At 72.5% G+C, this 21,424-nt stretch carries 15 protein-coding genes; 11 read left to right on the top strand and 4 right to left on the bottom strand.

Annotation, left to right across the window (positions count from 1 at the left end):
• Positions 1-10: 10 nt before the first annotated feature.
• Entirely contained in the window at positions 11-2,023 is a 2,013-nt protein-coding gene (locus ACFWBW_RS06670) for a helix-turn-helix domain-containing protein (RefSeq protein ID WP_385369026.1), read from the bottom strand.
• A gap of 118 nt (positions 2,024-2,141) precedes the next feature.
• Here ACFWBW_RS06670 and speB point away from each other — a divergent pair, with 118 nt between their 5' ends.
• From speB to ACFWBW_RS06635, 7 genes are all read left to right on the top strand, one after another.
• Positions 2,142-3,110 carry an agmatinase gene (gene speB, locus ACFWBW_RS06665; protein ID WP_385369024.1) on the top strand — a complete coding sequence of 323 codons (969 nt, stop codon included), beginning with the start codon at positions 2,142-2,144 and terminating at the stop codon, positions 3,108-3,110.
• Between the two features lie 43 nt (positions 3,111-3,153).
• Positions 3,154-4,821: a thiamine pyrophosphate-binding protein gene (locus tag ACFWBW_RS06660; RefSeq protein WP_385369022.1), complete on the top strand. Its 1,668-nt coding sequence runs from the start codon at positions 3,154-3,156 to the stop codon at positions 4,819-4,821.
• A gap of 78 nt (positions 4,822-4,899) precedes the next feature.
• Entirely contained in the window at positions 4,900-5,274 is a 375-nt protein-coding gene (locus ACFWBW_RS06655) for a hypothetical protein (RefSeq protein ID WP_385369020.1), read from the top strand.
• Positions 5,275-5,290: 16 nt separating this feature from the next.
• Positions 5,291-7,441, top strand: a complete 2,151-nt coding sequence (locus ACFWBW_RS06650; RefSeq protein ID WP_385369018.1) for a DUF6571 family protein — start codon at positions 5,291-5,293, stop codon at positions 7,439-7,441.
• On the top strand, positions 7,422-8,132 hold the full coding sequence (locus ACFWBW_RS06645; RefSeq protein WP_385369016.1) for a hypothetical protein: 711 nt from the start codon (positions 7,422-7,424) through the stop codon (positions 8,130-8,132). The genes ACFWBW_RS06650 and ACFWBW_RS06645 overlap by 20 nt, the downstream gene beginning before the upstream one ends.
• A gap of 79 nt (positions 8,133-8,211) precedes the next feature.
• Positions 8,212-8,592 (top strand): GntR family transcriptional regulator, encoded by a 381-nt coding sequence (locus ACFWBW_RS06640; RefSeq protein WP_385369014.1) that lies wholly within the window; start codon positions 8,212-8,214, stop codon positions 8,590-8,592.
• 53 nt (positions 8,593-8,645) lie between these two features.
• The gene (locus ACFWBW_RS06635) at positions 8,646-12,503 is read left to right on the top strand and encodes an ABC transporter ATP-binding protein (protein ID WP_385369012.1); all 3,858 of its coding nucleotides are present in this window, start codon (positions 8,646-8,648) and stop codon (positions 12,501-12,503) included.
• A 304-nt stretch (positions 12,504-12,807) separates the two neighbouring features.
• Here ACFWBW_RS06635 and ACFWBW_RS06630 read toward each other — a convergent pair whose 3' ends face one another.
• A complete protein-coding gene (locus ACFWBW_RS06630; protein WP_385369010.1) occupies positions 12,808-13,362 on the bottom strand; it encodes an EF-hand domain-containing protein in 555 nt (184 codons plus the stop codon).
• Positions 13,363-13,461: 99 nt separating this feature from the next.
• Here ACFWBW_RS06630 and ACFWBW_RS06625 point away from each other — a divergent pair, with 99 nt between their 5' ends.
• The 3 genes from ACFWBW_RS06625 to ACFWBW_RS06615 all read left to right on the top strand — a co-directional run bounded on the left by ACFWBW_RS06625 (position 13,462) and on the right by ACFWBW_RS06615 (position 17,156).
• Complete coding sequence (locus tag ACFWBW_RS06625; protein WP_385369008.1) at positions 13,462-15,090, top strand: aldehyde dehydrogenase family protein; 1,629 nt, start codon at positions 13,462-13,464, stop codon at positions 15,088-15,090.
• A gap of 110 nt (positions 15,091-15,200) precedes the next feature.
• On the top strand, positions 15,201-15,602 hold the full coding sequence (locus ACFWBW_RS06620; protein ID WP_385369006.1) for a hypothetical protein: 402 nt from the start codon (positions 15,201-15,203) through the stop codon (positions 15,600-15,602).
• 84 nt (positions 15,603-15,686) lie between these two features.
• Positions 15,687-17,156, top strand: coding sequence for a S28 family serine protease (locus ACFWBW_RS06615; protein ID WP_385369004.1), 1,470 nt, complete (start codon positions 15,687-15,689; stop codon positions 17,154-17,156).
• A 53-nt stretch (positions 17,157-17,209) separates the two neighbouring features.
• Here ACFWBW_RS06615 and ACFWBW_RS06610 read toward each other — a convergent pair whose 3' ends face one another.
• Positions 17,210-19,072, bottom strand: coding sequence for a glycoside hydrolase family 3 protein (locus ACFWBW_RS06610; RefSeq protein WP_385369002.1), 1,863 nt, complete (start codon positions 19,070-19,072; stop codon positions 17,210-17,212).
• Positions 19,073-19,082: 10 nt separating this feature from the next.
• Complete coding sequence (locus ACFWBW_RS06605; protein ID WP_385369000.1) at positions 19,083-20,039, bottom strand: LysR family transcriptional regulator; 957 nt, start codon at positions 20,037-20,039, stop codon at positions 19,083-19,085.
• 142 nt (positions 20,040-20,181) lie between these two features.
• Between ACFWBW_RS06605 and ACFWBW_RS06600 the strand changes: the two genes are divergently transcribed.
• Entirely contained in the window at positions 20,182-21,309 is a 1,128-nt protein-coding gene (locus ACFWBW_RS06600) for an EamA family transporter (protein WP_385368998.1), read from the top strand.
• The last annotated feature ends 115 nt before the right edge of the window (positions 21,310-21,424 follow it).

Here is a 21,424-nt window from a genome sequence, read left to right as displayed (position 1 = left end):
GGCGAGCCTCTCAGGGGCGCTCGCCGGGCGGTCCGACCGGGTCGGTGTGGCGCAGCGCGAACCACAGCTCCATCCGGGTGTCCGGATCGTCCAGGTCGGCCCCGCGCAGCAGGTCGGCGGTGCGGGCGATGCGCTGGCGGACGGTGTTGCGGTGGATGCCCAGGGCGGCCGCGCTGCGGTCCCAGCTGCCGTGGTGGGCCAGCCAGGCGCGCAGGGTCTCCCGGAGTGCGGGGGAGAGGGGTGCGAGCAGGGCCTCGGCGTGGGCCCGGGCCTCGGCCGCGCCGACCAGGCCCGCGAGGCCGGGGTCGCGGTGCCGGGCCAGCGGGGTACGGGCCGCCTCGGCGCGTTCCAGGGCCCGCCCGGCCTGTGCGTCGGCACCGGGCAGGCCTCCGGGCCCGGCCGCGGCGCTCACCCCGAGCCGCCAGCCGGGCTGCGGGGTGGGCTCGCGGTCGGTGAGCAGGCGTACGGAGCCTGCGCGTACGGATCCTGCGCGCGCGGAGCCTGCGCGTACGGAACCGTCGCGTACGGAGCCTGCGCCTACGGAACCGTCGCCTACGGAGTCGTCACGCACGGGATCCCCTTGTGCGGAATACCCGCGCGGGTCCAGCAGTACGGTGCCCAGCGCGGCCGCCAGGGCCCGCGGGTCCCCGGTGCCGCGGGCGTGGACGGCGTACCAGGGCCCGGGGCCCAGCGCGGCGCCCGGATCCCCGTCGAGCAGCAGCCGGGTCAGGGCCGCCTCCGACCTGACGGGGCGGTGGGCGGTCAGCAGCGTCAGCAGGACGGCCGCGACCGAGGCGATGGTGTGGTCCCCGGGGGCCCGCGTCGGGGTCGCGAGGGCGAGGACCCGCCCGTCGCCGAGGGCGTGGACGCTGAGGTGGAGACCGCCGTGGGCCGCCGTGGCGGTGACGGCGGAGCCGGGTGCGACCCGTCGGGCGAGTTCGGCGAGCACGTCGAGCGCCTCGGGCGCGGGCGCCGTTCCGGCGGAGGCGCCGGGGGCGGTGAGGGGGGTGAGGATGTCCGGGCGCTCCGGCGAGGAAGGCGCGGGTCCGGCCCCTGCTCCGGTGGGTGCAGGTCCGGTCCCCGCTGACGTGGGCGCAGGCCCGGCTCCTGCCCCGGTGAGTCCGGCTCCTGCCCCGGTGAGTGTGGCCCGAACGGTGCCTGCCCCGGCGGTGGGTGCGGGTCGAGCGGTGGTCGGCCCGGCGGTGGTCGCCGGCTCGGATCCCGCTCCTGCGGGTCCTGCCCCCGCGGGCCCCGGCGTGGTGGCCGACGGGGTGTCCGGCCGGGTGGTGGGGAGGAGGCCCGCCCAGCCGCCCAGGGTCGCCGCCAGTCGGCGCAGGACCGCCGGGACCGGGTCCGGGCGGGCGGCGGCCGCCGCCAGGGACTGCTGGGCTTCGGTCACCCGGCGGAGCTCGGCGGTCCGGGCCCGGGCCATCAGCCGCCAGACGCTCCGGCCGACCGCGGTGAACGGGGTCCCGGGCGGCACCTCGACCAGGGGCAGCCCGTACCGCTCGCAGGCCTCGGTCAGGGCCCTGGGCACGGTCTCGTGCACCGGGGTCACCCCGAACCCGACGGCTCCGACCCCGGCCCGGACCAGCCGCGCGACGTACGTCGCGGCGTCGATCAGTTCGCCCCCTGCGTGTCCGGCACCCGTGTTCCCGCCGTCCGGGTGCCCGGCACCCCCGCGTCCGGTGTGGGCACGGCCGTTGTCCGTGGGTCCCGCGCCCGTACGGCCGGGGGGAACGTCGACGGGCCCGGCTCCCGTCGGCGAGCCGTCCGTCCCCGGGGGCTCCGCGTGGGTGCCGGCGCGGTTGTCCGTCCCCCCGGCCGGCCAGGCCACCGCGAGGCCCGCCCCCGCCGTCAGGAGGAGTTCGCCGCCCAGCAGGTACGGGGACGGGTCCGCCATCTCGGAGGCGTGCACCCCGTGCAGTTCGGCCTCGGCGGGCCCGGCCAGGTGGCGCAGCCCCAGCTCGTGGTCGGCGAGCAGCCGGCCGAGCGCGACGGGCGGAGTGGGAGGGGCTTCCATCAGTGGATACTCCGTACACATCGGGAGAGCCTGATGGATGAAACGTACACTTCGCCGGCTCCAGGTGTCCGTTTACGCTCGAAGGACCGCACCGCACACCTCCCCGGAAGGCCCCCTCATGAGCACGCAGCCGCGCGGCCCCGTCGACTCCTCCCGCATCCCGCGCTACGCGGGCCCCGCGACGTTCGCCCGGCTGCCCCGCCTGGACGAGGTCGGCGGCAAGGCCGACGTGGCCGTCGTGGGCGTGCCGTTCGACTCCGGTGTCTCGTACCGTCCCGGCGCCCGCTTCGGCGGCAACGCCATCCGCGAGGCCTCCCGCCTGCTGCGCCCGTACAACCCGGCCCAGGACGCCTCCCCGTTCGCGCTCGCCCAGGTCGCCGACGCCGGCGACATCGCCGCGAACCCCTTCAACATCAACGAGGCCGTCGACACGATCGAGGCCGCCGCCGACGAGCTGATCGGCAACGGCTCCCGCCTGATGACCCTCGGCGGTGACCACACCATCGCCCTGCCCCTGCTCCGCTCGGTGGCGAAGAAGCACGGCCCGGTCGCGCTGCTCCACTTCGACGCCCACCTGGACACCTGGGACACCTACTTCGGCGCCGAGTACACGCACGGCACTCCGTTCCGTCGCGCCGTCGAGGAGGGCATCCTCGACACCGAGGCCCTGTCCCACGTCGGCACCCGCGGCCCGCTGTACGGCAAGCAGGACCTGGACGACGACGCCAAGATGGGCTTCGGCATCGTCACCTCGGCCGACGTCTACCGCCGCGGCGCCGACGAGGTCGCCGACCAGCTGCGCCAGCGCATCGGCGACCGCCCGCTGTACATCTCCATCGACATCGACGTGCTGGACCCGGCGCACGCGCCCGGTACGGGCACCCCGGAGGCGGGCGGCATGACCTCCCGCGAGCTGCTGGAGATCATCCGCGGGCTTTCCTCCTGCAACCTGGTCTCGGCGGACGTCGTCGAGGTCGCCCCGGCGTACGATCACGCGGAGATCACCTCGGTCGCGGCCTCGCACACCGCGTACGAGCTGACCACGATCATGAGCCGTCAAATCGCTGCGGCACGCAGCGCCCATTAGGCACAGCGCGCAGGCGAAGGCGAACCCGAAGGGCAAGTAAGAAGTGACGCACGACCACGACCTGGTACTCCGTCCCACCGAAGCCCAGAAGGCGGCGGCGCTCGCGCCCCCGCCGGGGCGCACGGGCGGGGACCTGGTCGTGGAGACGCTGCGCTCGCTCGGCGCGACCACCGTCTTCGGGCTGCCCGGGCAGCACGCGCTGGGCCTCTTCGACGCCGTCGGCCGCTCCGACCTGCGCCTGGTCGGACTCCGTACGGAGAACAACGCCGGGTTCGCCGCCGACGCGTACGGCCGGATGACCGGCGAGGCGGCGCCGCTCCTCCTGTCCACGGGCCCGGGCGCGCTCATGGCGCTCCCCGCCCTGGCCGAGGCGGCGGCGGCGTCCGCGCCCGTTCTGGCGATCTCCTCGCAGGTCCCGACCCCGGGCCTGGGCGGCGGCCGGCGCGGCCACCTGCACGAGCTGCGCGACCAGTCGGCCTCCTTCCGCGACGTGGTCAAGTCCGTGCACACCGCCCGGACCCCCTCCCAGGTCCCGTCCGTGATCGCCGAGGCCTGGGAATCGGCGCTGACCGCCCCGCACGGTCCGGTGTGGGTGGAGATTCCGGAGGACGTCCTGCGCGCGGAAACCGTCGTCCCGCAGGTCACGGGCATGGACGCGACCCCGCACGAACTGGCCCCGCGCCCGGAGCTCACCGCTCTGGCGGCGCACTGGCTGGAGAACGCCGAGCGCCCGGTGATCATCGCGGGCGGCGGGGTGATCCGCTCGGACGCGGCGGGCAAGCTGAAGCAGCTCGCGGAACGCCTGAACGCCCCCGTCGTCACCACCTTCGGCGGCAAGGGCGCCTTCCCCTGGACCCACCCGCTCTCCCTCCAGTCCTGGCTGGAGGACCGCCACATGACGGACTTCCTGGAGGACGCCGACGTCCTGCTGGTGGTCGGCTCGGGCCTGGGCGAACTGTCCTCGAACTACCACACGTTCTTCCCGGAGGGGCGGGTCGTCCAGATCGAGGCGGACCTCGGCAAGCTGGAGTCCAACCACGCGGGCCTCGGCATCCACGCGGACGCCCGCCTCGCCCTGCAGGCACTCCTCGAAACGGTCGCCGAGCGCCCCGACCCGCAGGCCCCCGAGCGCGTCGCCCTGCTCCTGTCCGCCATCGCGGCCCGCCTCGACTCCCAGGACCTGACCCTGGAGCAGCAGCTCCTGGCCTCGATCCGCCAAGCCCTCCCGCCCCGCTCCCCGTCCTTCTGGGACATGACGATCCTGTCCTACTGGGCCTGGTCGGCCTTCGACGCCAAGCACCCCAACACCATGCACTCGGCGCAGGGCGCGGGCGGCCTCGGCTACGCCTTCCCGGCGGCCCTCGGCGCGGCCGTCGCGGAGCCGGACACTCCGGTCCTGGCCGTCTCCGGCGACGGCGGCGCGATGTACTCGATCGCCGACCTGGCCACCGCCCGCCAGCACGACCTGGACGTCACCTGGCTGATCGTGGACGACGGCGGCTACGGCATCCTGCGCGAGTACGGCTGCGAGACGGGAACGGCGCTGACCCGCCCCGACTTCGTGGCACTGGCGGCCTCCTTCGACATCCCGGCGACCACGACCACCCCGGAATCCCTCCGCGAGGACCTGGCCAAGTCCCTGAAGACCCCGGGCCCTTCAGTCGTGGTACTTCCGGCCAAGCTGAAGATGTTCGCACCCACCCACGTCTGAGGGGTGCGCGGGCCGGGTTAGGTTGGTACCCGATCAGTCCCGGTCGCAAATCGCCGGTCGCACATCTTTGGGGGAGCGGTGTCGTTCGAGCAGCAGTGGGCCCAGCAGAGGCAATCCACGACCGCGCCGGGCACCGGAGTCCTGGCGACGGCCCCGCCCGAGAAGAAGAAGGCGGCCGACACCATCGAGAACGTCCTCCAGCCCGGAACGACGAAGGCGGCGGACGCCGCCGACGAGCCGACGACCACTGCGGCCAAGGCCTTCGCCGGCTGGGAGACCGCGACGGGCCTGACGAAGGCGCACACGCACTGGGACGACCAGGTCAAGCGCCTGATGGGACGCCTGAACTCGGAGAAGACGGCCCTGCGCGGCGCGTCGAACCTCTTCACCGGCAACGACCAGCTGACGGGCCAGGGCTTCCAGCCGGTCACGTCCAAGCTCTCGGGCCTGTAGGGGAGACGGAGACACGATGCCGAACTACCAGGAGATCGTCACCACCGACCTCGGGGCGCTCGTCACGGCCGCCGATGGCTGGAAGTCGATGGCGACGCAGTTCAAAACGCTCGAGGACGTCTACGAGAAGGAAGTCCAGAGCGTCTCCTCCGGATCCGGCTGGCTGGGCAGCAGCGCACAGACGGCGAGCAACAACTCCGCCATCACCCGCCGGGAGCTCGACGCGGCGCAGACGCAGGCGCTGGCCGTGGAGTCGCTGCTCCGCGACGCGCACGCCCGCTTCACGGACCTCAAGGGCCGGGTGACCTCCGCCGTCGCGGACGCGGTGAAGGCCGGCATGAAGGTCTCGGACGCCGGCATCGCGAGCTACGACTTCAGCAAGGCCGACCCCGCCTCCGTGAACGCGATCCGCCACGACCCCGACCTCCCGGAGATCGAGCGGTCCTGGACCCAGCGCATCGCGGACACCGTCAAGGCGGTCACGGAGTTCGACGAGGACGTACGCATCGCCCTCCTCAACGCCTCCGGAGCCGACGGCACTTCCCTCTTCGGCTTCAACTCCCGGGCCGTGGGCGACGTGGAAGCCGTCGAAGCCCTGGCCCTCACCCAAAAGATCCAGTCGGGCGACGCCTCCCCGGACGAGCTCAAGCACTACGACGATCTGCTCCGCCAGAACGCCAAGGACAGCCACTTCGGCGAGGCGTACCTGCACTCGCTGGGCGCTAAGGACACCATCCACCTGGCCGACCAGCTCAACCTGGCGTCCAACGAGCGCGGTGCCTCGGCGGCCGACAAGAAGCTCTACGAGTCCATCAGCACGGGCCTCGCGGGAACCATCGCCTCGGGCACCAAGGACCCGGACGGCTACGCCTACAAGCCCTTCATGGCGGGCCTGAAGGAACAGGGCCCGGAACTGGTCGCAGACGGCCTGCGCCCGACGTACGGCTACCAGTCGCTGGTGACCGTGATGCAGCGCGGCGACGGCTACGGCAAGCAGTTCCTGAACGACCTCGGCGACGGCATGATCGAGGCCGAGAAGTCGAAGCCCCACATGTACGACCACGCCTACGACTCCCAGCGCCCGAACCTGGTCTCGGACCCCCTGGACGGCCTGCTGGGCATCATGGCCAAGGACCCGGAAGCGGCGACGCACTTCCTCGACCCCGAAGCCCCGGGCAACAAGAACGAGCACCTGAAGTACCTCCTGACCGACCGCGACATGCCGGACCCCTGGATCTCGACGGGCGTAGGCCAGCCGATCGAAATACAGAACGACAAGACGGCCGGCCTCGGCGCAGCCATCCAGGCGGCGGCCACGGGCCACGTGGACGGCGAAAAGCTCGGCCCGCCCGGCCCGCACACGGAGGGCCAGGCGCGCGTGATGCACGACTCGATCCGCCTCCTGGACAAGGAAATGGGCGGCGACGAGTTCCCGGAGGACCGCGAGGGCCTGCGCCGGCCGATGGCGAAGGCGCTGGTCGACTACGTCGCGGACACGCACGAGATCCTGGGCGGGCAGAACCCCGACCTGGGGAGCGTCAGGGGCTCCGACTCCATTCACGGCTCGGGCGACCGGTCCCAGATCGCGGTGGGCCAGGGCAGTCTGATCCGCGTGATGCGGGGGATCGCGGACGACGGCCCGTCCTACGCGCTGATGGTCGAGGCGGAGCGGGCCTATTCGGCGGGCTTGCTTTCGGACGCCCCCGTGTTCACGGCCGATTCCCCGCACTCGGGGAGCGCCGACTGGGACAACCGTGCGCATGAGATCGGCGTGGCGAACGGCGCCCTCAACGGCATCGGGGCTGACGTGCACAAGGACAAGGAGGATGACAAGGTCGAGTGGGCGGAGGCCACGTCCACGTACTCGGCCGCCGGGGCCAACGGCCTCATCGGCGAGATACCGGTGGTGAGCACGATCGGAGGCTCGTTGATCGACGTGGCGGGTTACCACTGGGTCGAGGACGTCAAGGACGCCGCCGAGGAGCTGAGCAAGCAAGAGTCCAGCAACAACTACGCGGCGGGCGTGGAGGGGACCAACGCTCTGTTCGCGGCCTGGGGCAAGGACCGCGACATCCAGGGCGACCAGGCCTTCGAGCACGCCCAGAACACGGCGAACAGCTCCTACTCGACCGGACGGGAGGCTGCTCGTGGGCACCTGCGGCCTTGATCTGCGGAAAACCCTCGCGCGGTCTGCGGCCGCCGTGCTCGCCGTGCTGACGCTGGCGTCGTGCACCGCAGGCGAGACCGAGGCGAAGGCCGACCACCTGTGTGACATCACTCCTTCCTCGGAGGAGGACGTCCTCCTCCGGGAGATCCTCGGTAGGGGGACGGCTACGGGTACGGACGTGGATGCCTTCAGGACCTTCATCCCCAACCGCACGAGCCGTCTCGTGGAGAAGCTGGGGCGCGAACTGCGGGAGATGGACCCGGCGAAGGAGACGTTCGCGCCATCCACCTGCACCTTCAGGCCGCCCACGCGGTCCGAGGGCGCGGCGTTCAGCGCCGGGTGGGCGCCCCGCACGTCGAAGTTCGTCGAGGAGCCCCTGCGCGAGGCGGGCCGGTTCGAGGTGAACGGAGCCTTCGGTCAGAGCAACTACTTCTCCACGAAGCTGTTCGTCCGGTGCGACATGCCCGGAGACCTCGCCGAGCCCTCGAAGACGGCATGGCTGTACGCGAACGCCTCGTACGTGGTCAACATCTCCCCGACGGAGATCCTCCCGGCCGACATCGACCAAGCGGCCAAGGACCGGCAGACGACGCTCACCTACCTCATGACCCGCCGCGTCACCGAAGCCCTCGGCTGCGAGAACAAGCCGCTGGAGCAGGCCCCCGTGGTGAAGCCGCTGCCTACGTCCTGACCTCGACCCAGACCGCCTTGCCGATGCCGTGCCGCCGGGGGCAGCAGCCCCGGCGTTCCGCCAGGGTGGCGATGATCGCGTGCTCGGGCTCGGCGACGGCGCGCCCGCGTGCGTCCGGCGCCGCAGGTTCCTGCCCGACGGGAAGCCCGTCATGTTCGCGACCTCCTACCTCGACGCCGCCCTCGTGGCGGGTACGCCCGTCACCGAGCCCGACAGCGGCCCCGGCGGGATCTACGCGCGCCTCGCCGAGCTCGGTCACAAGCCGGCCCGGTTCCGCGAGGAGGTCCGCTCGCGGATGCCCGGTGCCGAGGAGGCCGTCAGCCTCGGGCCGGCCGCCGGGACGCCCGTCGTGCTGGTCGTCCGTACCGCCTTCGACGCCGGCGGGCGGGTTGCGGAGGTGAACGAGATGGTGCTCGACGCCTCCGCCTACGTACTGGAGTACGAGTTCGACGCCCCGTAGGCCCAGCACCGCGCGCGGAACCCGCGCAACCCAGTTCGAATTGTTGCGGCGGGATGAAATCCGCCGGTCGGAGCGTTGGCGCTTCCGGTAGGGCAGGACGAACGGGGAGGCAGTACGTGGCTACGGCGACGGCGGAATCGGCGGCTGGAAGCAAACAGGGGTGGGGGAGGCGGCTCGCCGCCTACACCTGGCGGTACAAGGCGAACGTGCTGCTGGCCCTCGGATCCTCGCTCGGCGGCATGGCCGTCATGGCGCTCGTGCCGCTCGTCACCAAGGTGATCCTCGACGACGTCATCGGTGACCACAGCAAGCCCATGACGCCCTGGGCGCTGATGCTCATCGGCGCCGCCGTCATCGTGTACGTGCTGACCTACATCCGCAGGTACTACGGCGGGCGGCTCGCCCTCGACGTGCAGCACGACCTGCGCACCGACATGTACGACACCATCGCCCGGCTCGACGGCCGCCGCCAGGACGAGCTGTCCACCGGGCAGGTCGTGGGGCGGGCGACCACCGACCTCCAGCTGATCCAAGGGCTGCTCTTCATGCTGCCCATGACCATCGGCAACTTCCTGCTCTTCGGGATATCCCTCGGGATCATGCTGTGGCTCTCGCCGCTGCTGACCGTGGTCGCGCTGCTGATGGCTCCCGCCCTGTGGTTCATCGCCAAGCGCAGCCGCAAGAAGCTCTTCCCCGCCACCTGGTACGCCCAGAGCCAGGCAGCCGCCGTCGCCACCGTCGTCGACGGGGCCGTCACCGGCGTCCGCGTCGTCAAGGGCTTCGGCCAGGAGGAGCAGGAGACCGGCAAGCTCCGCGAAGCAGGCCGCCGGCTGTTCGCCGGGCGGCTGCGCGGGATCCGGATGAACTCCCGCTACACCCCGGCGCTGCAGGCCGTACCGGCCCTCGCCCAGGTCGCCATGCTGGCGCTGGGCGGCTGGATGGCCACCAAGGGGCAGGTCACCATCGGCACCTTCGTCGCCTTCTCCACCTACCTCGCCCAGCTCGTCGGCCCCGTCCGCATGCTCGCCATGGTCCTCACCGTCGGCCAGCAGGCCCGCGCCGGCGCGGAGCGGGTCTTCGAGCTCATCGACACCGAGCCGGTGATCCAGGAGGGGGAGCGAGAGCTTCCCGCAGACGCGTCCGCCACCGTCGAGTTCGACGACGTGCGGTTCGGTTACGACCCCGAGCGGCCCGTGCTCGACGGGTTCAGCCTGTCGATCGCCGAAGGGGAGACCGTCGCCCTCGTCGGTTCCTCGGGCAGCGGGAAGTCCACCGTGTCGCTGCTGCTGCCGCGCTTCTACGACGCCGACCGCGGCGCCGTCCGCGTCGGCGGCCACGACGTGCGCGAGCTGACCTACGACTCCCTGCGCGATGCCATCGGGCTCGTGCCGGAGGACTCGTTCCTCTTCTCCGACACCATCCGCTCCAACATCGCCTACGGACACCCCGGCGCCACCGACGAACAGGTCCGCGCCGCCGCCCGCGCCGCCCAGGCCGAAGGGTTCATCGAAGCCCTGCCGGCCGGGTACGACACCAAGGTCGGCGAGCAGGGCCTGACCCTCTCCGGCGGCCAGCGCCAGCGCATCGCGCTCGCCCGCGCCATCCTCACCGACCCCCGCCTGCTGCTCCTCGACGACGCCACCTCCGCCGTCGACGCCCGCGTCGAGCACGAGATCCACGAGGCACTGCGCGCCGTCATGGCCGGCCGCACCACCCTGCTCATCGCGCACCGCCGCTCCACGCTCGCGCTCGCCGACCGGATCGCCGTACTGGACCACGGGCGGCTCTCCGACGTCGGTACGCACGAGGAGCTGGAGCGCCGCTCCGCCCTGTACCGGCGGCTGCTCACCGATCCCGACGCGCTGGGCGCCGGCTCCCCGCGGACGCCCGAGGCGCCCGGGATGGAGGCGTTCGAGCGGGACATCGAGCGGGACATCGAGCTCGAAGCCGAGATCGACTCCGAGCCCGTCAACGCCAAGCGCCGGGTGGCCGGCGGGATCACCCCCGAGCTCTGGCAGCGCCAGGAGGAGGCGGAGGAGAAGACCACCGCCGCCGCGGGGATGCCCGCCACCCCGGAACTGCTCGCGCAGGTGGCCGCACTGCCGCCCGCCGACGACACCCCCGACGTGGACGAGACCCGCGCCGCGTCCGCCGAGGACAGCTACAACCTCGGCCGCCTGCTGCGCGGCTTCTGGATCCCGCTCGCGATGTCCCTCGGCCTCGTCGCCCTCGACGCCGGCTCCGGACTGCTCCTGCCCATCCTGATCCGCCACGGCATCGACCAGGGCGTCGAAGCGGCCGCGCTCGGCGCCGTCTGGGCGGCGTCCCTCCTCGCGCTCGGCGTGGTCCTGGCCCAGTGGGCCGCGCAGTTCGCCGAGACCCGGATGACCGGCCGCACCGGCGAGCGCGTGCTCTACGCCCTGCGCGTCAAGATCTTCGCCCAGCTCCAGCGCCTCGGCCTCGACTACTACGAGCGCGAGCTCACCGGCAAGATCATGACCCGGATGACCACCGACGTGGACGCCCTGTCCAGCTTCCTGCAGACCGGGCTCGTCACCGCCGTCGTCTCCGTCCTCACCTTCTTCGGCATCCTCGTCGCCCTGCTCGTCCTGGACGTGGAGCTGGCGCTGATCGTCTTCGCCACGCTGCCCCTGCTGATCATCGGCACCGTCTTCTTCCGCCGGAAGTCCGTGGCCGCCTACGAGCTCGCCCGCGACCGGGTCGGACTGGTCAACGCCGACCTCCAGGAGTCCGTGGCAGGACTGCGCATCGTCCAGGCCTTCCGCCGCCAGCGCGCAGGCGCCGTCCGGTTCGCCGAGCGCAGCGACTCGTACCGTGAGGCCCGGGTCCGCGGCCAGTGGCTGATATCCGTGTACTTCCCCTTCGTGCAGCTGCTGTCCTCCGGGGCGGCCGCCGCCGTGCTGATCGTCGGCGCGGGCCGGGTGGAGGCCGGCACGCTCACCACCGGCGCGCTGGTCGCGTACCTGCTCTACATCGACCTGTTCTTCGCCCCCGTCCAGCAGCTCTCCCAGGTCTTCGACGGCTACCAGCAGGCCACCGTCTCCCTCGGCCGGATCCAGGGCCTGCTGCGCGAACCCACCAGCACTCCCCGCCCGGCCGACCCCCGCCCGGTCCCCGAGCTGCGCGGCGAGATCGCCTTCGAGGGGGTCGACTTCTCGTACGGCACGGCCGAGGAGCGCGGGGAGAAGGAGCCTGCGCTCACCGGGATCAGCCTGCGCATCCCCGCCGGGCAGACCGTCGCCTTCGTCGGCGAGACCGGGGCCGGCAAGTCCACGCTGGTCAAGATGGTGGCCCGGTTCTACGATCCGACCTCCGGCCGGGTCACCGCCGACGGGGTGGACCTGCGCGAGCTGGACCTGACCGGCTACCGCCACCGCCTCGGCGTCGTCCCCCAGGAGCCGTACCTCTTCCCGGGGACCGTCCGCGACGCCATCGCCTACGGGCGGCCCGAGGCGAGCGACTCGGAGGTGGAGGCCGCCGCGCGCGCGGTCGGGGCCCACGCCATGATCGCCACGCTGGACGGCGGCTACCTGCACACCGTCACCGAGCGCGGCCGCAACCTCTCGGCCGGCCAGCGCCAGCTGATCGCGCTGGCCCGCGCCGAGCTCGTCGACCCCGACGTGCTGCTGCTCGACGAGGCCACGGCCGCCCTGGACCTGGCCACCGAGGCCCTGGTCAACCAGGCCACCGACCGGCTCGCGGGCAAGCGCACCACCCTGGTCGTGGCGCACCGGCTGACCACCGCCGCGCGCGCCGACCGGGTCGTGGTCATGGACCGCGGCCGGGTCGCGGAGGACGGCACCCACGCCGAACTGCTGGCTCGCGGCGGCCGGTACGCCGAGCTGTGGCGCACCTTCGCGGGTGAGGACGAGCCGGCCGCCGCGGCTTAGGCCGCCGGCGGAACGCCGCGTTGGCCGGGCGTGCCCTACTCCCTCGGGTGGGGGTGGAACGGCCACACCTCGTCGACCGTCCCGCCGGGAGGCCCGCAGGGGGCGGCGAAGCACTGCCATTGCGGATGCTCGGGAGCACGGAAGACAGGATCCGGGCTGTCCTTCCCAGTACGCCCCGCCACCCGTGCGGGGTCACGGCCCGGCATCTCGTGGCTTGACAGGAGCCGGCTCCCCGGTCGTGCCGCGGCCGGGTCGTCTCCACCGGATGACGCGGGCCTGACCGGCACGATCGGAAAGGGACGGCTTAGAGCTCGCCGAAGAGCAGGTTGCCCGGGGCGTCCTCCTCGGTGCCGGTGTAGTACTCCCGCACCGCGCCGAGGAGTTCGTCCACGGACAGGAACCCGTCGTGGTCGGCGTCGATCCGGGCGAAGAGCGCGTCCGTGTCCGCCTGGCTCAGCTTCGTGTCGAAGGCCGTCTGGGCCTTCTGGAACTCCTCGGGGCTGATCCGGCCGTCGTCGTCCTTGTCGACGACCAGGAGCATCGCGTGCGCCATCGGCCGGAACGACTTGTCGTACGCCGCGCGGTCGTCCTGGAAGAGGCGCGTCATGCCCTGCTTGTACTCCTCGGGCGTGACCTTCCCGTCCCGGTCCAGGTCGAGCTCGGTGAAGAGCTCCTGCCAGAAGTCGACCAGCCCGCCCATCACCCGGGTCGCCTTGGGCGAGGTCGCCGGCTCGCCGAGGGCCGACAGCAGACGGGAGCCGAGCCCGATGATGTCGTGCTCGTCGATCACCTGGTCCTCGTTGACGTCGAGGTGGGTGAAAGCGCGGTCCAGCTTGCGGTCGAGCAGGTCGTTCGTCATTTCAAGTGCCTTTCGCGGCTACGGTGCGAGGTCTCTCGCTTACCTAGCGTAATCTCCTGTGTGATCACGAACTCCCGTTATCCCGCTAGGAAGTTGTGGATGCACTCTTACGAGGTATGGGTCAACGGCGCCGAGGAGCCCGGCACCCGATGGATCTACTGGCCGCGGGTGGGTCAACTCCTGCGTGAGCCGTACGAGGTCCTCGGGCTCAAGGCCCGGCTGGAGCGCGGCGAGGACCTGCCGTACGACGACCGGCTGCTGGCCGGCCGCGTCGCCATGTCCACCCCCGAGCAGGGCCTGCGCGCCCTGGCCGCCGCCCGCGCGGCCCAGCCGGGATGGGCGGGGGTCCCGCTCGCGGACAGGATGGAGCTGCTCCACGCAATCCACCGGGCCGTCGTCGAGCGGCGCGAGGAGCTGGCCGGGCTGCTGGTCGCCGAAGGCCACCCCGTACGGCTGGCCGCCTGGGAGCTGGACTCCGTCGCCGCCTCCTTCCACCCGGACTCCGTCGCCGACTTCGCCGGGCGGCTGCGGGAGCCCGAGCGGACCGCGGCCGGCCGCCGGACCCGCATGGTGCGCAAGCCCGACGGGGTGGTGTGCCTGAGCCCGCCGCGCAACGCCCCGACCTCCAACTCCTTCTACGGGGCGCTGGCGCTCGCCGCGGGCAACAGTCTGGTCGTCAACGCGCCGCCCACCGCCCCCCTGGGCGTCGGCTTCGTCTACCGGGAGATCGTGGCCCCGCTCCTGGAGCGGCTCGGTGCCCCGCCCGGCACCCTGAACGTGCTCTGCACCCACGCCCGCGCCGTGGTGCGCCAGTGGCTGGACAGCCCCGACTGCGACGACCTGGTCTTCTTCGGCGGCTCCGAGCAGGGGCTCAAGCTGGAGCGGGAGTGCGTGGCCGCGGGGAAGAAGCCCGTACTCGAACTGTCGGGCAACGACGGGGTGCTGGTGTGGCACGACGCCGAGACCGATCTCGCGGCGCGGGCCCTGTGCGAGCGGTACTACGGCTCCGGGCAGATCTGCATGACCCCGAAGTTCGCCATCGTCCACCCCGAGGTGGCCGACCGGCTGCTGAAGGAGCTGGTGGAGCAGGTGCGGGAGATCCGGCCCGGGCCGCCGGAGGATCCGCGCACGGTGCTGAGCCCGGTGGTCAAGCGGGCGGAGTTCACCGAGGTCCTCGGCGAGGTGCTGGCGGCCGGCGGGGAGCTTTTGTGCGGCGGGGAGTTCGTGGACGTGGACGACGAGCCGGCGACGGCGGGGCCGTTCATCCGCCCGGCGGTCGTCCGGGTGGACGGGCTGGCCGAGGCCGCCCGGCTGCGCGCCTTCCGCGAGGAGACCTTCTTCCCGCTGCTGTGCGTGGTCGTGCCCGAGGCGCCGGTCCGGCTGGAGGAGGCCATCGGCTTCCTCAACGCCAACCGCTACGGGCTGCGCAACTCCCTGTGGACCCAGGACGAGCGGGTGGTCGAGCGCTTCTGCGAGGAGGTGGTCAACGGCGGCATGCTGAAGGTCAACGATTCGCACATCGGCTGCCTGCCGGGGATCCCGTACAACGGCGGCACGGGAGCGACGGGCGGAATCTTCGGTGAGGCCAACCTGCCCGCCGTGCGCACCACCCACCTCCAGTCGATCGCCGTCGCCACCCTGGTCCGGCCGCGGGAGTCGGTCTTCGACCACGGGGCGGCGTACGGGGCGGTTCCCGGGGTGGTTTCCGTGACGAACCCGACAGAATGACCGGTGCGGCGGGCTCTGCGGGCTGACATCTTTGTTCCACGCAACCATTCGAGGGGGTGCGGCGTCGTACGAACGTACGCACGTTGTACGTACGACCGATGGGGGACAGGGTGTTGAAAGCGCGGAACCGGAACGGGCGATGGGCCGCCCGCACGGTGGTGGTCACGGTGTCGCTGTGGCTGGGCGCGGCCGCACTGCTGACGGCGCAGCCGGCGCAGGCGGCGACCGGTGGGTGCGCGGGGAACCTGGTGCGGACGCTGCCGTTCTCCACGGGGGAGGTGCGCGTCTACAAGACCCGCGACCGGGCCTGCGCGATGGCGGTCGCCCGGGAGCCCGGTCAGCGCCGGTCGATGTCGGTGAGCATCCAGCCGCGCGGCGGCCACCCGGTGCGCGACGCGGGGCAATTCACCCGGTACGCCGGGCCCGTCAGCGTCCACGCGATCAACCGCTGCGTGTATGTAAAGGGGAGTGTGGGAGCCGGATCCGTTGCTTCCGGCTGGATCCTTTGCTGATGGAGCGGCCCAACTAGGTCTGTTCAGCCGCATGTTCCCCCGGCTAGGTTCACGGCGACCGATGTGAACTCATGGGGAGTGTGAATGCGCAAGAAGCTCGGATGGCTGCTGTCGCTCGCGGTGCTGATCGGCACCGCGGGGGCGGCCGGCACCACGGCGCAAGCGGCCACCGCCGCGGAACCGTCCGCCGTCACGGATGCCACCGCCACGGATGCCAAGGCCGCCACGGAAGACATCAAGGACCGGATCCTCGCCGTCCCGGGGATGACCCTGATCGAGGAGAAGCCGTACCCCGGCTACCGCTTCTTCGTACTGAACTACGAGCAGCCGGTCGATCACCGCGCGCCGTGGAAGGGCACCTTCAAGCAGCGCCTGACCCTGCTGCACAAGGACGTCACGCGGCCCACGGTGTTCTTCACCTCCGGCTACAACGTCAACACCAACCCGCGCCGCAGTGAGCCGACGACCATAGTCGACGGCAACCAGGTGTCGCTGGAGTACCGTTTCTTCACCCCGTCCCGCCCCGACCCGGCCAACTGGTCGAACCTCGACATCTGGCAGGCCGCCAGTGACCAGCACCGGGTCTTCACCGCGCTGAAGAAGGTCTACAAGAAGAACTGGCTGGCCACGGGCGGCAGCAAGGGCGGCATGACCGCCACCTACTTCGAGCGCTTCTACCCGCGCGACATGGACGGCGTCGTCGCGTACGTCGCCCCCAACGACGTGGTGAACAAGGAGGACTCGGCCTACGACCGGTTCTTCGCCAAGGTCGGCACCAAGGAGTGCCGCGACAAGCTGAACGCGGTGCAGCGCGAGGCGCTCGTGCGCCGGATCCCGCTGGAGGCCAAGTACGCGGCCGCCGCCGCCGAGAACGGCTGGACCTTCACCACCGTCGGCAACCTCGACAAGGCCTACGAGGCCGTCGTGCTCGACTACGTGTGGGCCTTCTGGCAGTACAGCCTGCTCGCCGACTGCGCCTCCATCCCGGCCGCCGCCACCGCGACCGACCAGGAGATCTGGGACACGATCGACGCGATCTCCGGCTTCTCGGCCTACGCCGACCAGGGCCTGGAGACGTACACGCCGTACTACTACCAGGCGGGCACCCAGCTCGGTTCCCCCGACATCAAGCAGCCCCACCTCGGTGACCTGAGCCGTTACGGCTACCAGCCGCCGCGCAACTTCGTGCCCCGCGACATCCCGATGACCTTCCAGCCGGCGGCCATGCGGGACATCGACACCTGGGTGAAGAACAACGCGAACCAGATGCTCTTCATCAACGGGCAGAACGACCCGTGGGGTGCCGAACCGTTCCACCTCGGCTACGGGGCCCGCGACAGCTACGTGATGATCGCTCCCGGCGCCAACCACGGAGCCAACGTCGCCAAGCTCACCGAGGGCGAGAAGGCGCTGGCCACCGCGAAGATCCTGCAGTGGGCCGGAGTGGCCCCGGCCGCCTCGCCCACCGGTGCGGCGAAGGTCGCACCGCTGGCCAAGCCGGACGCGCAGCTCGACCAGCGCGACATCGAGCGCGAGCCGATGCTGCGCCCGTAGCCCGGTAGCTCCGCAGCAGGACCCGTGAAGGGGCCGCGGGAGGGGTACGGGGACTACCCGTACGCCAGCCCGTGGCCCAGCGGGTAGCGGCCCGGCACCGGGACCGGCAGGCGCCCCGCGGGGCGTACGGTCCCGGTGATCACCCGGGCCGCCGCGCGCAGCTCCACGTCCGTCCAGGTGTAGGTGGCCAGTTCGGCCGCGCAGGCCGGCAGCCGGGCCGGGTCGTAGGGGTTGCGGATCGCCACCAGGACCACCGGAACCCCGGTGGCCAGCAGCTTGGTGACCAGCTCGCGCTGCGGGCTCTCGCCCTCGGGGACGTTGTACGTGCACACGAGCACGGCCGCGTTGCCGGGGGCGGCCGCCACCGCACGCGCGGGCGGCAGGGCCGTCGCCCGGCAGCCCAGCGCGGACAGCTCCCGGGCCAGTACCGCCGTAGGGGGTCCCGTCGTACCCGTGGGGGAGACCGGGTCGGTCCCGGTGACCAGGAGCAGCGGCCGGTCCGCCGGATCCAGCGGCAGCAGCTTCACCGGATTGGCCAGCAGGGTCGTCGTACGGTCCGCGATCTCCCCGGCGGCCGCCAGGTGCGCCGGGATGCCGACCGTGGCGTCCACCGCGTCCATCGCCCGCGCCGCGTCCACGGCCGGCGCCGCGGCCTCGAACAGGCCCCGGCGGGCCTTCAGTTCCAGGATCCGCAGCACCGACTCCTCGATCCGGGCCCGCGTCAGCTCGCCGGACTCCACGGCCGCCAGCACGCTGCGCACGGCCAGCCCCAGGTCCGGCGGGTTCAGCAGCTGGTCGCAGCCCGCCTTCAGGGCCAGCACCGGGACCCGGTCGTCCCCGTACTTCTGGCGGACCCCGGCCATGTCGAGGGCGTCGGTGACCACCACCCCGCCGAAGCCCAGGCGTTCGCGCAGGATGCCGGTGACGATGGGCCGCGAGAGGGTCGCCGGATCGCCCGAGGGGTCGAGCGCGGGGAAGACGATGTGCGCGGTCATCACCACGTCCACGCCCGCCTCCACGGCCGCCCGGAACGGCGGCTCGTCCAGCTCCTCCCACCGCGCGCGGGTGTGGGTCATCAGCGGCAGCCCGACGTGGCTGTCGGTGCCGGTGTCCCCGTGCCCCGGGAAGTGCTTCGCCGTGGCGGCCACCCCGGCGCTCTGGTAGCCGCGGACCTGGGCGGCGACCAGGGCCGCCACGGCCTGCGGGTCGGCACCGAAGGACCGTACGCCGATCACCGGGTTGGCGGGGTCCACGTTCACGTCGGCCACCGGGCTGTAGTTGTGCCGGATGCCCATGGCCGCCAGCTCGGTGCCCGCGATGCGTGCGGCCCGGCGGGCCTCGGCGGTGGACCCGCCGGTCCCCAGGGCCAGGGCTCCCAGCGCCATGGCCCCCGGGAGCAGGGTCGCGGGCCGGCCCACGCGGGCGACGGCGCCGTGCTCCTGGTCGATGGAGAGCAGCAGCGGGATGCCCGTACCGGCGCCTGCGGCCGCGCGCTGGAGCCCGGCCGACAGCTCGGCGACCTGGCGCGGGGAACGGGTGTTGTGCGCCCAGCCGAAGTAGACGATCCCGCCGAGGTGGTAGCGGGCGACCAGCTCGGCGGGGGTGCGCACCCCGAACAGCCGCTGGTTCTGGGCGGCGTCATCGGAGTCGGGATCGGTGGCCGAGTGCCCGTACGCCCGCGATACGAAGAGCTGCCCGACCAGTTCGGCCAGGCTCATCCGCGCCATCGTCTCGCGCGGCCGGACCCGGGGGGCCGGGCTGTGGGCCGGTGCGCGGTCGCCCGGCCGGGGGTCGTCGGGGGCGGGACCGCCGGGGTTCCGGTCGGGGCCCACCGCGGCGGACGCGGCCCCCGCGGCGGTGACGGCGGCCACGGCGGCCACGGTGAGCAGGGTCCGGCGGGAGGCGTGGTTCGGCACGCGCCGGACCCTACTGCGGGGCGGGGCCCCCGGAGCGGGGGACACTCGCGGAGTCCCCCGGACGGGGGGCGACCAGGGGCCAGTGCTCGCGCAGGGTCCGTACGGCCTCGGTGATCGCCGGCCGGCGGGCCGCCCCGGTCCGCCACAGGGCGTACAACCGGCGTACGGGGCCCGGCTCCAGCGGTACGGCCACCGCGCCGGGCGGCAGCGTCCCGGTGCCCAGCCGCGGTACGACGGCCACCCCGAGCCCGGCGGCGACCAGCGAGACGATGGTGTGGTTCTCCTCGGCGACGTGCGTGATGTCGGGCTCGAACCCGGCCGTGCGCAGGGTCCGTACCAGCCAGTCGTGGCAGACCCGGCCGGGCGGCTGGCAGACCCAGCGCTGCCCGCCCAGGTCCGAGCGGTGGATGACGGCGCGCGAGGTGAAGGGGTGCCCGGCGGGGACGAGGAGGTCGCAGCGGTCGTCCCCGATCACCGCCTGCTCCACGCCTTCGGGAGCGGGCAGCGGGGCGATGTCCCAGTCGTGGGTCACGGCAAGGTCGGTGACTCCGCGCGAGACCAGGTCCATCGACAGGTGGGGGTTGATCTCGGTGAGCCGTACTTCCAGGGCCGGGTGACGGTGGGCCAGGTCCGCGAGGACCCCGGGGAGCAGGCCTCGGGCGGCCGAGGCGAAGGCGGCGACCCGCAGCCGGCCGATGGGCTGGCCGCGGGACTCCTCCAGCGCGGTTTCCGCCTGCTCGGAGATGTCCATCAGCTGCTGGGCCGTGGCGGCCAGCAGTTTGGCCTCCTCGGTGAGGGCGACGCCGCGGCCGTGGCGTTCGAGGAGGGTGGTGCGGGTCTCCCGTTCCAGCTTGGCGATCTGCTGGGAGACGGCGGAGGGGGTGTACCCGAGGGCGGCCGCGGCGGCGCCGACCGAGCCGTGGACGGAGACGGCGTGCAGGGCGCGCAGCCGGGAGAGGTCGAGCATGCCGGTCAGCTTAGGGCGTGCCGTTCGGATCGGGACGGGCCCGCGTCGGCGGCATCGCGGATCGCTGGATGAAGCATTGCTACATCCGACCCTGAAGACATCTGTGCTGGTGCTAAACGGTTGCTGGGCCGATGCTCGGACCATGCGACCCATGCACACTGCCCTCGCGGTCCTCGTGGCCGCGGTCTGGGGTTTCAACTTCGTCGTCATCGAGTTCGGGCTCGGATCGTTCCCTCCGCTGCTGCTGTCCGCCCTGCGGTTCCTGGTCGCGGCCCTGCCGGCGGTGTTCTTCGTCGGACGGCCCAAAGTGGCCTGGAAGTGGATCATCGCGGTCGGCGTGGTCCTCGGCATCGCGAAGTTCGGGCTGCTGTTCACCGGGATGGACAACGGGATGCCGGCCGGGCTGTCCTCGCTGGTCCTCCAGGCGCAGGCGGTGTTCACGGCCGTGTTCGCGGCCGTCGTGCTGGGGGAGCGGCCGGGCCTGCTGCGGATCGCGGGCATGGCCGTGGCGTTCGCGGGGATCGCCGTGGCCGCCGTGGACGAGGGCGCCTCCGGGCCGGTGCTGGGCTTCACGATGGTCATCGCGGCCGCAGCGTGCTGGGGCGTCTCCAACGTGCTGACCCGCAAGGCCTCCCCGCCCGACGCGCTGAACTTCATGGTGTGGGTGAGCGTGGTGCCGGTGCTGCCGCTGGCGGGGCTCTCGCTCCTGCTGGAGGGGCCGGAGCGGGACTTGGCGGCGCTGCGCGGGCTCGACTGGAGCGGGGTCGGCGTCATCGTGTACCTCGCCTGGATCACCACGGTGTTCGGCTTCGGGGCGTGGGGGTTCCTGCTGCGCACCTATCCCGCCTCCTCGGTGGCCCCCTTCTCGCTGCTGGTGCCGGTCTTCGGGATGAGTTCGGCGGCCCTGGTGCTGGGGGAGGGCGTGAGCGGGCTGCGCTGGGTGGCGGCCGTACTGCTGGTCGGCGGGGTGGCGGTGACCTCGCTGGTGCCCTCGAAGCCCAAGGCCGAGGCCAAGCTCAAGGCCGAGGCCAAGCTCAAGGCCGAGGCCAAGCCCGAGCCCAAGGCCGAGCGCGAGCCCAGGCCCGAGCCCGGGCCCGCGGCGGCGGAAGCGGAAGCAGGTGTGAGGGCGGAAGCGGAAGCGGAAGAGGGGGCTGCGGCGGAGGGGCCGCAGGCCGCGGAGGCGACCGGCCGGACCCCCGCGCCCGCGGCCGCGGAGGTCCCGACGCCCGACCCCGGCCCGGTTCCGCTTCCGGCCGCGGGCGGTCGCTAGCGGGAACGCTTCCGGCTCCCCGGCCGACAGGGGAGGACAGGGGGAGACAGGGGGGGAGGAGGGGGAAAAAACGGTGGAAGGGTCCTTTTCCCATAGAGACTCTGAGCGTAGACGG

Source organism: Streptomyces sp. NPDC059957 (genome assembly GCF_042730015.1).
Classification (GTDB): Bacteria; Actinomycetota; Actinomycetes; order Streptomycetales; family Streptomycetaceae; genus Streptomyces.
The sequence above is the reverse complement of the archived record's forward strand: the minus strand, read 5'-3'. Positions and strand labels throughout refer to the sequence as shown.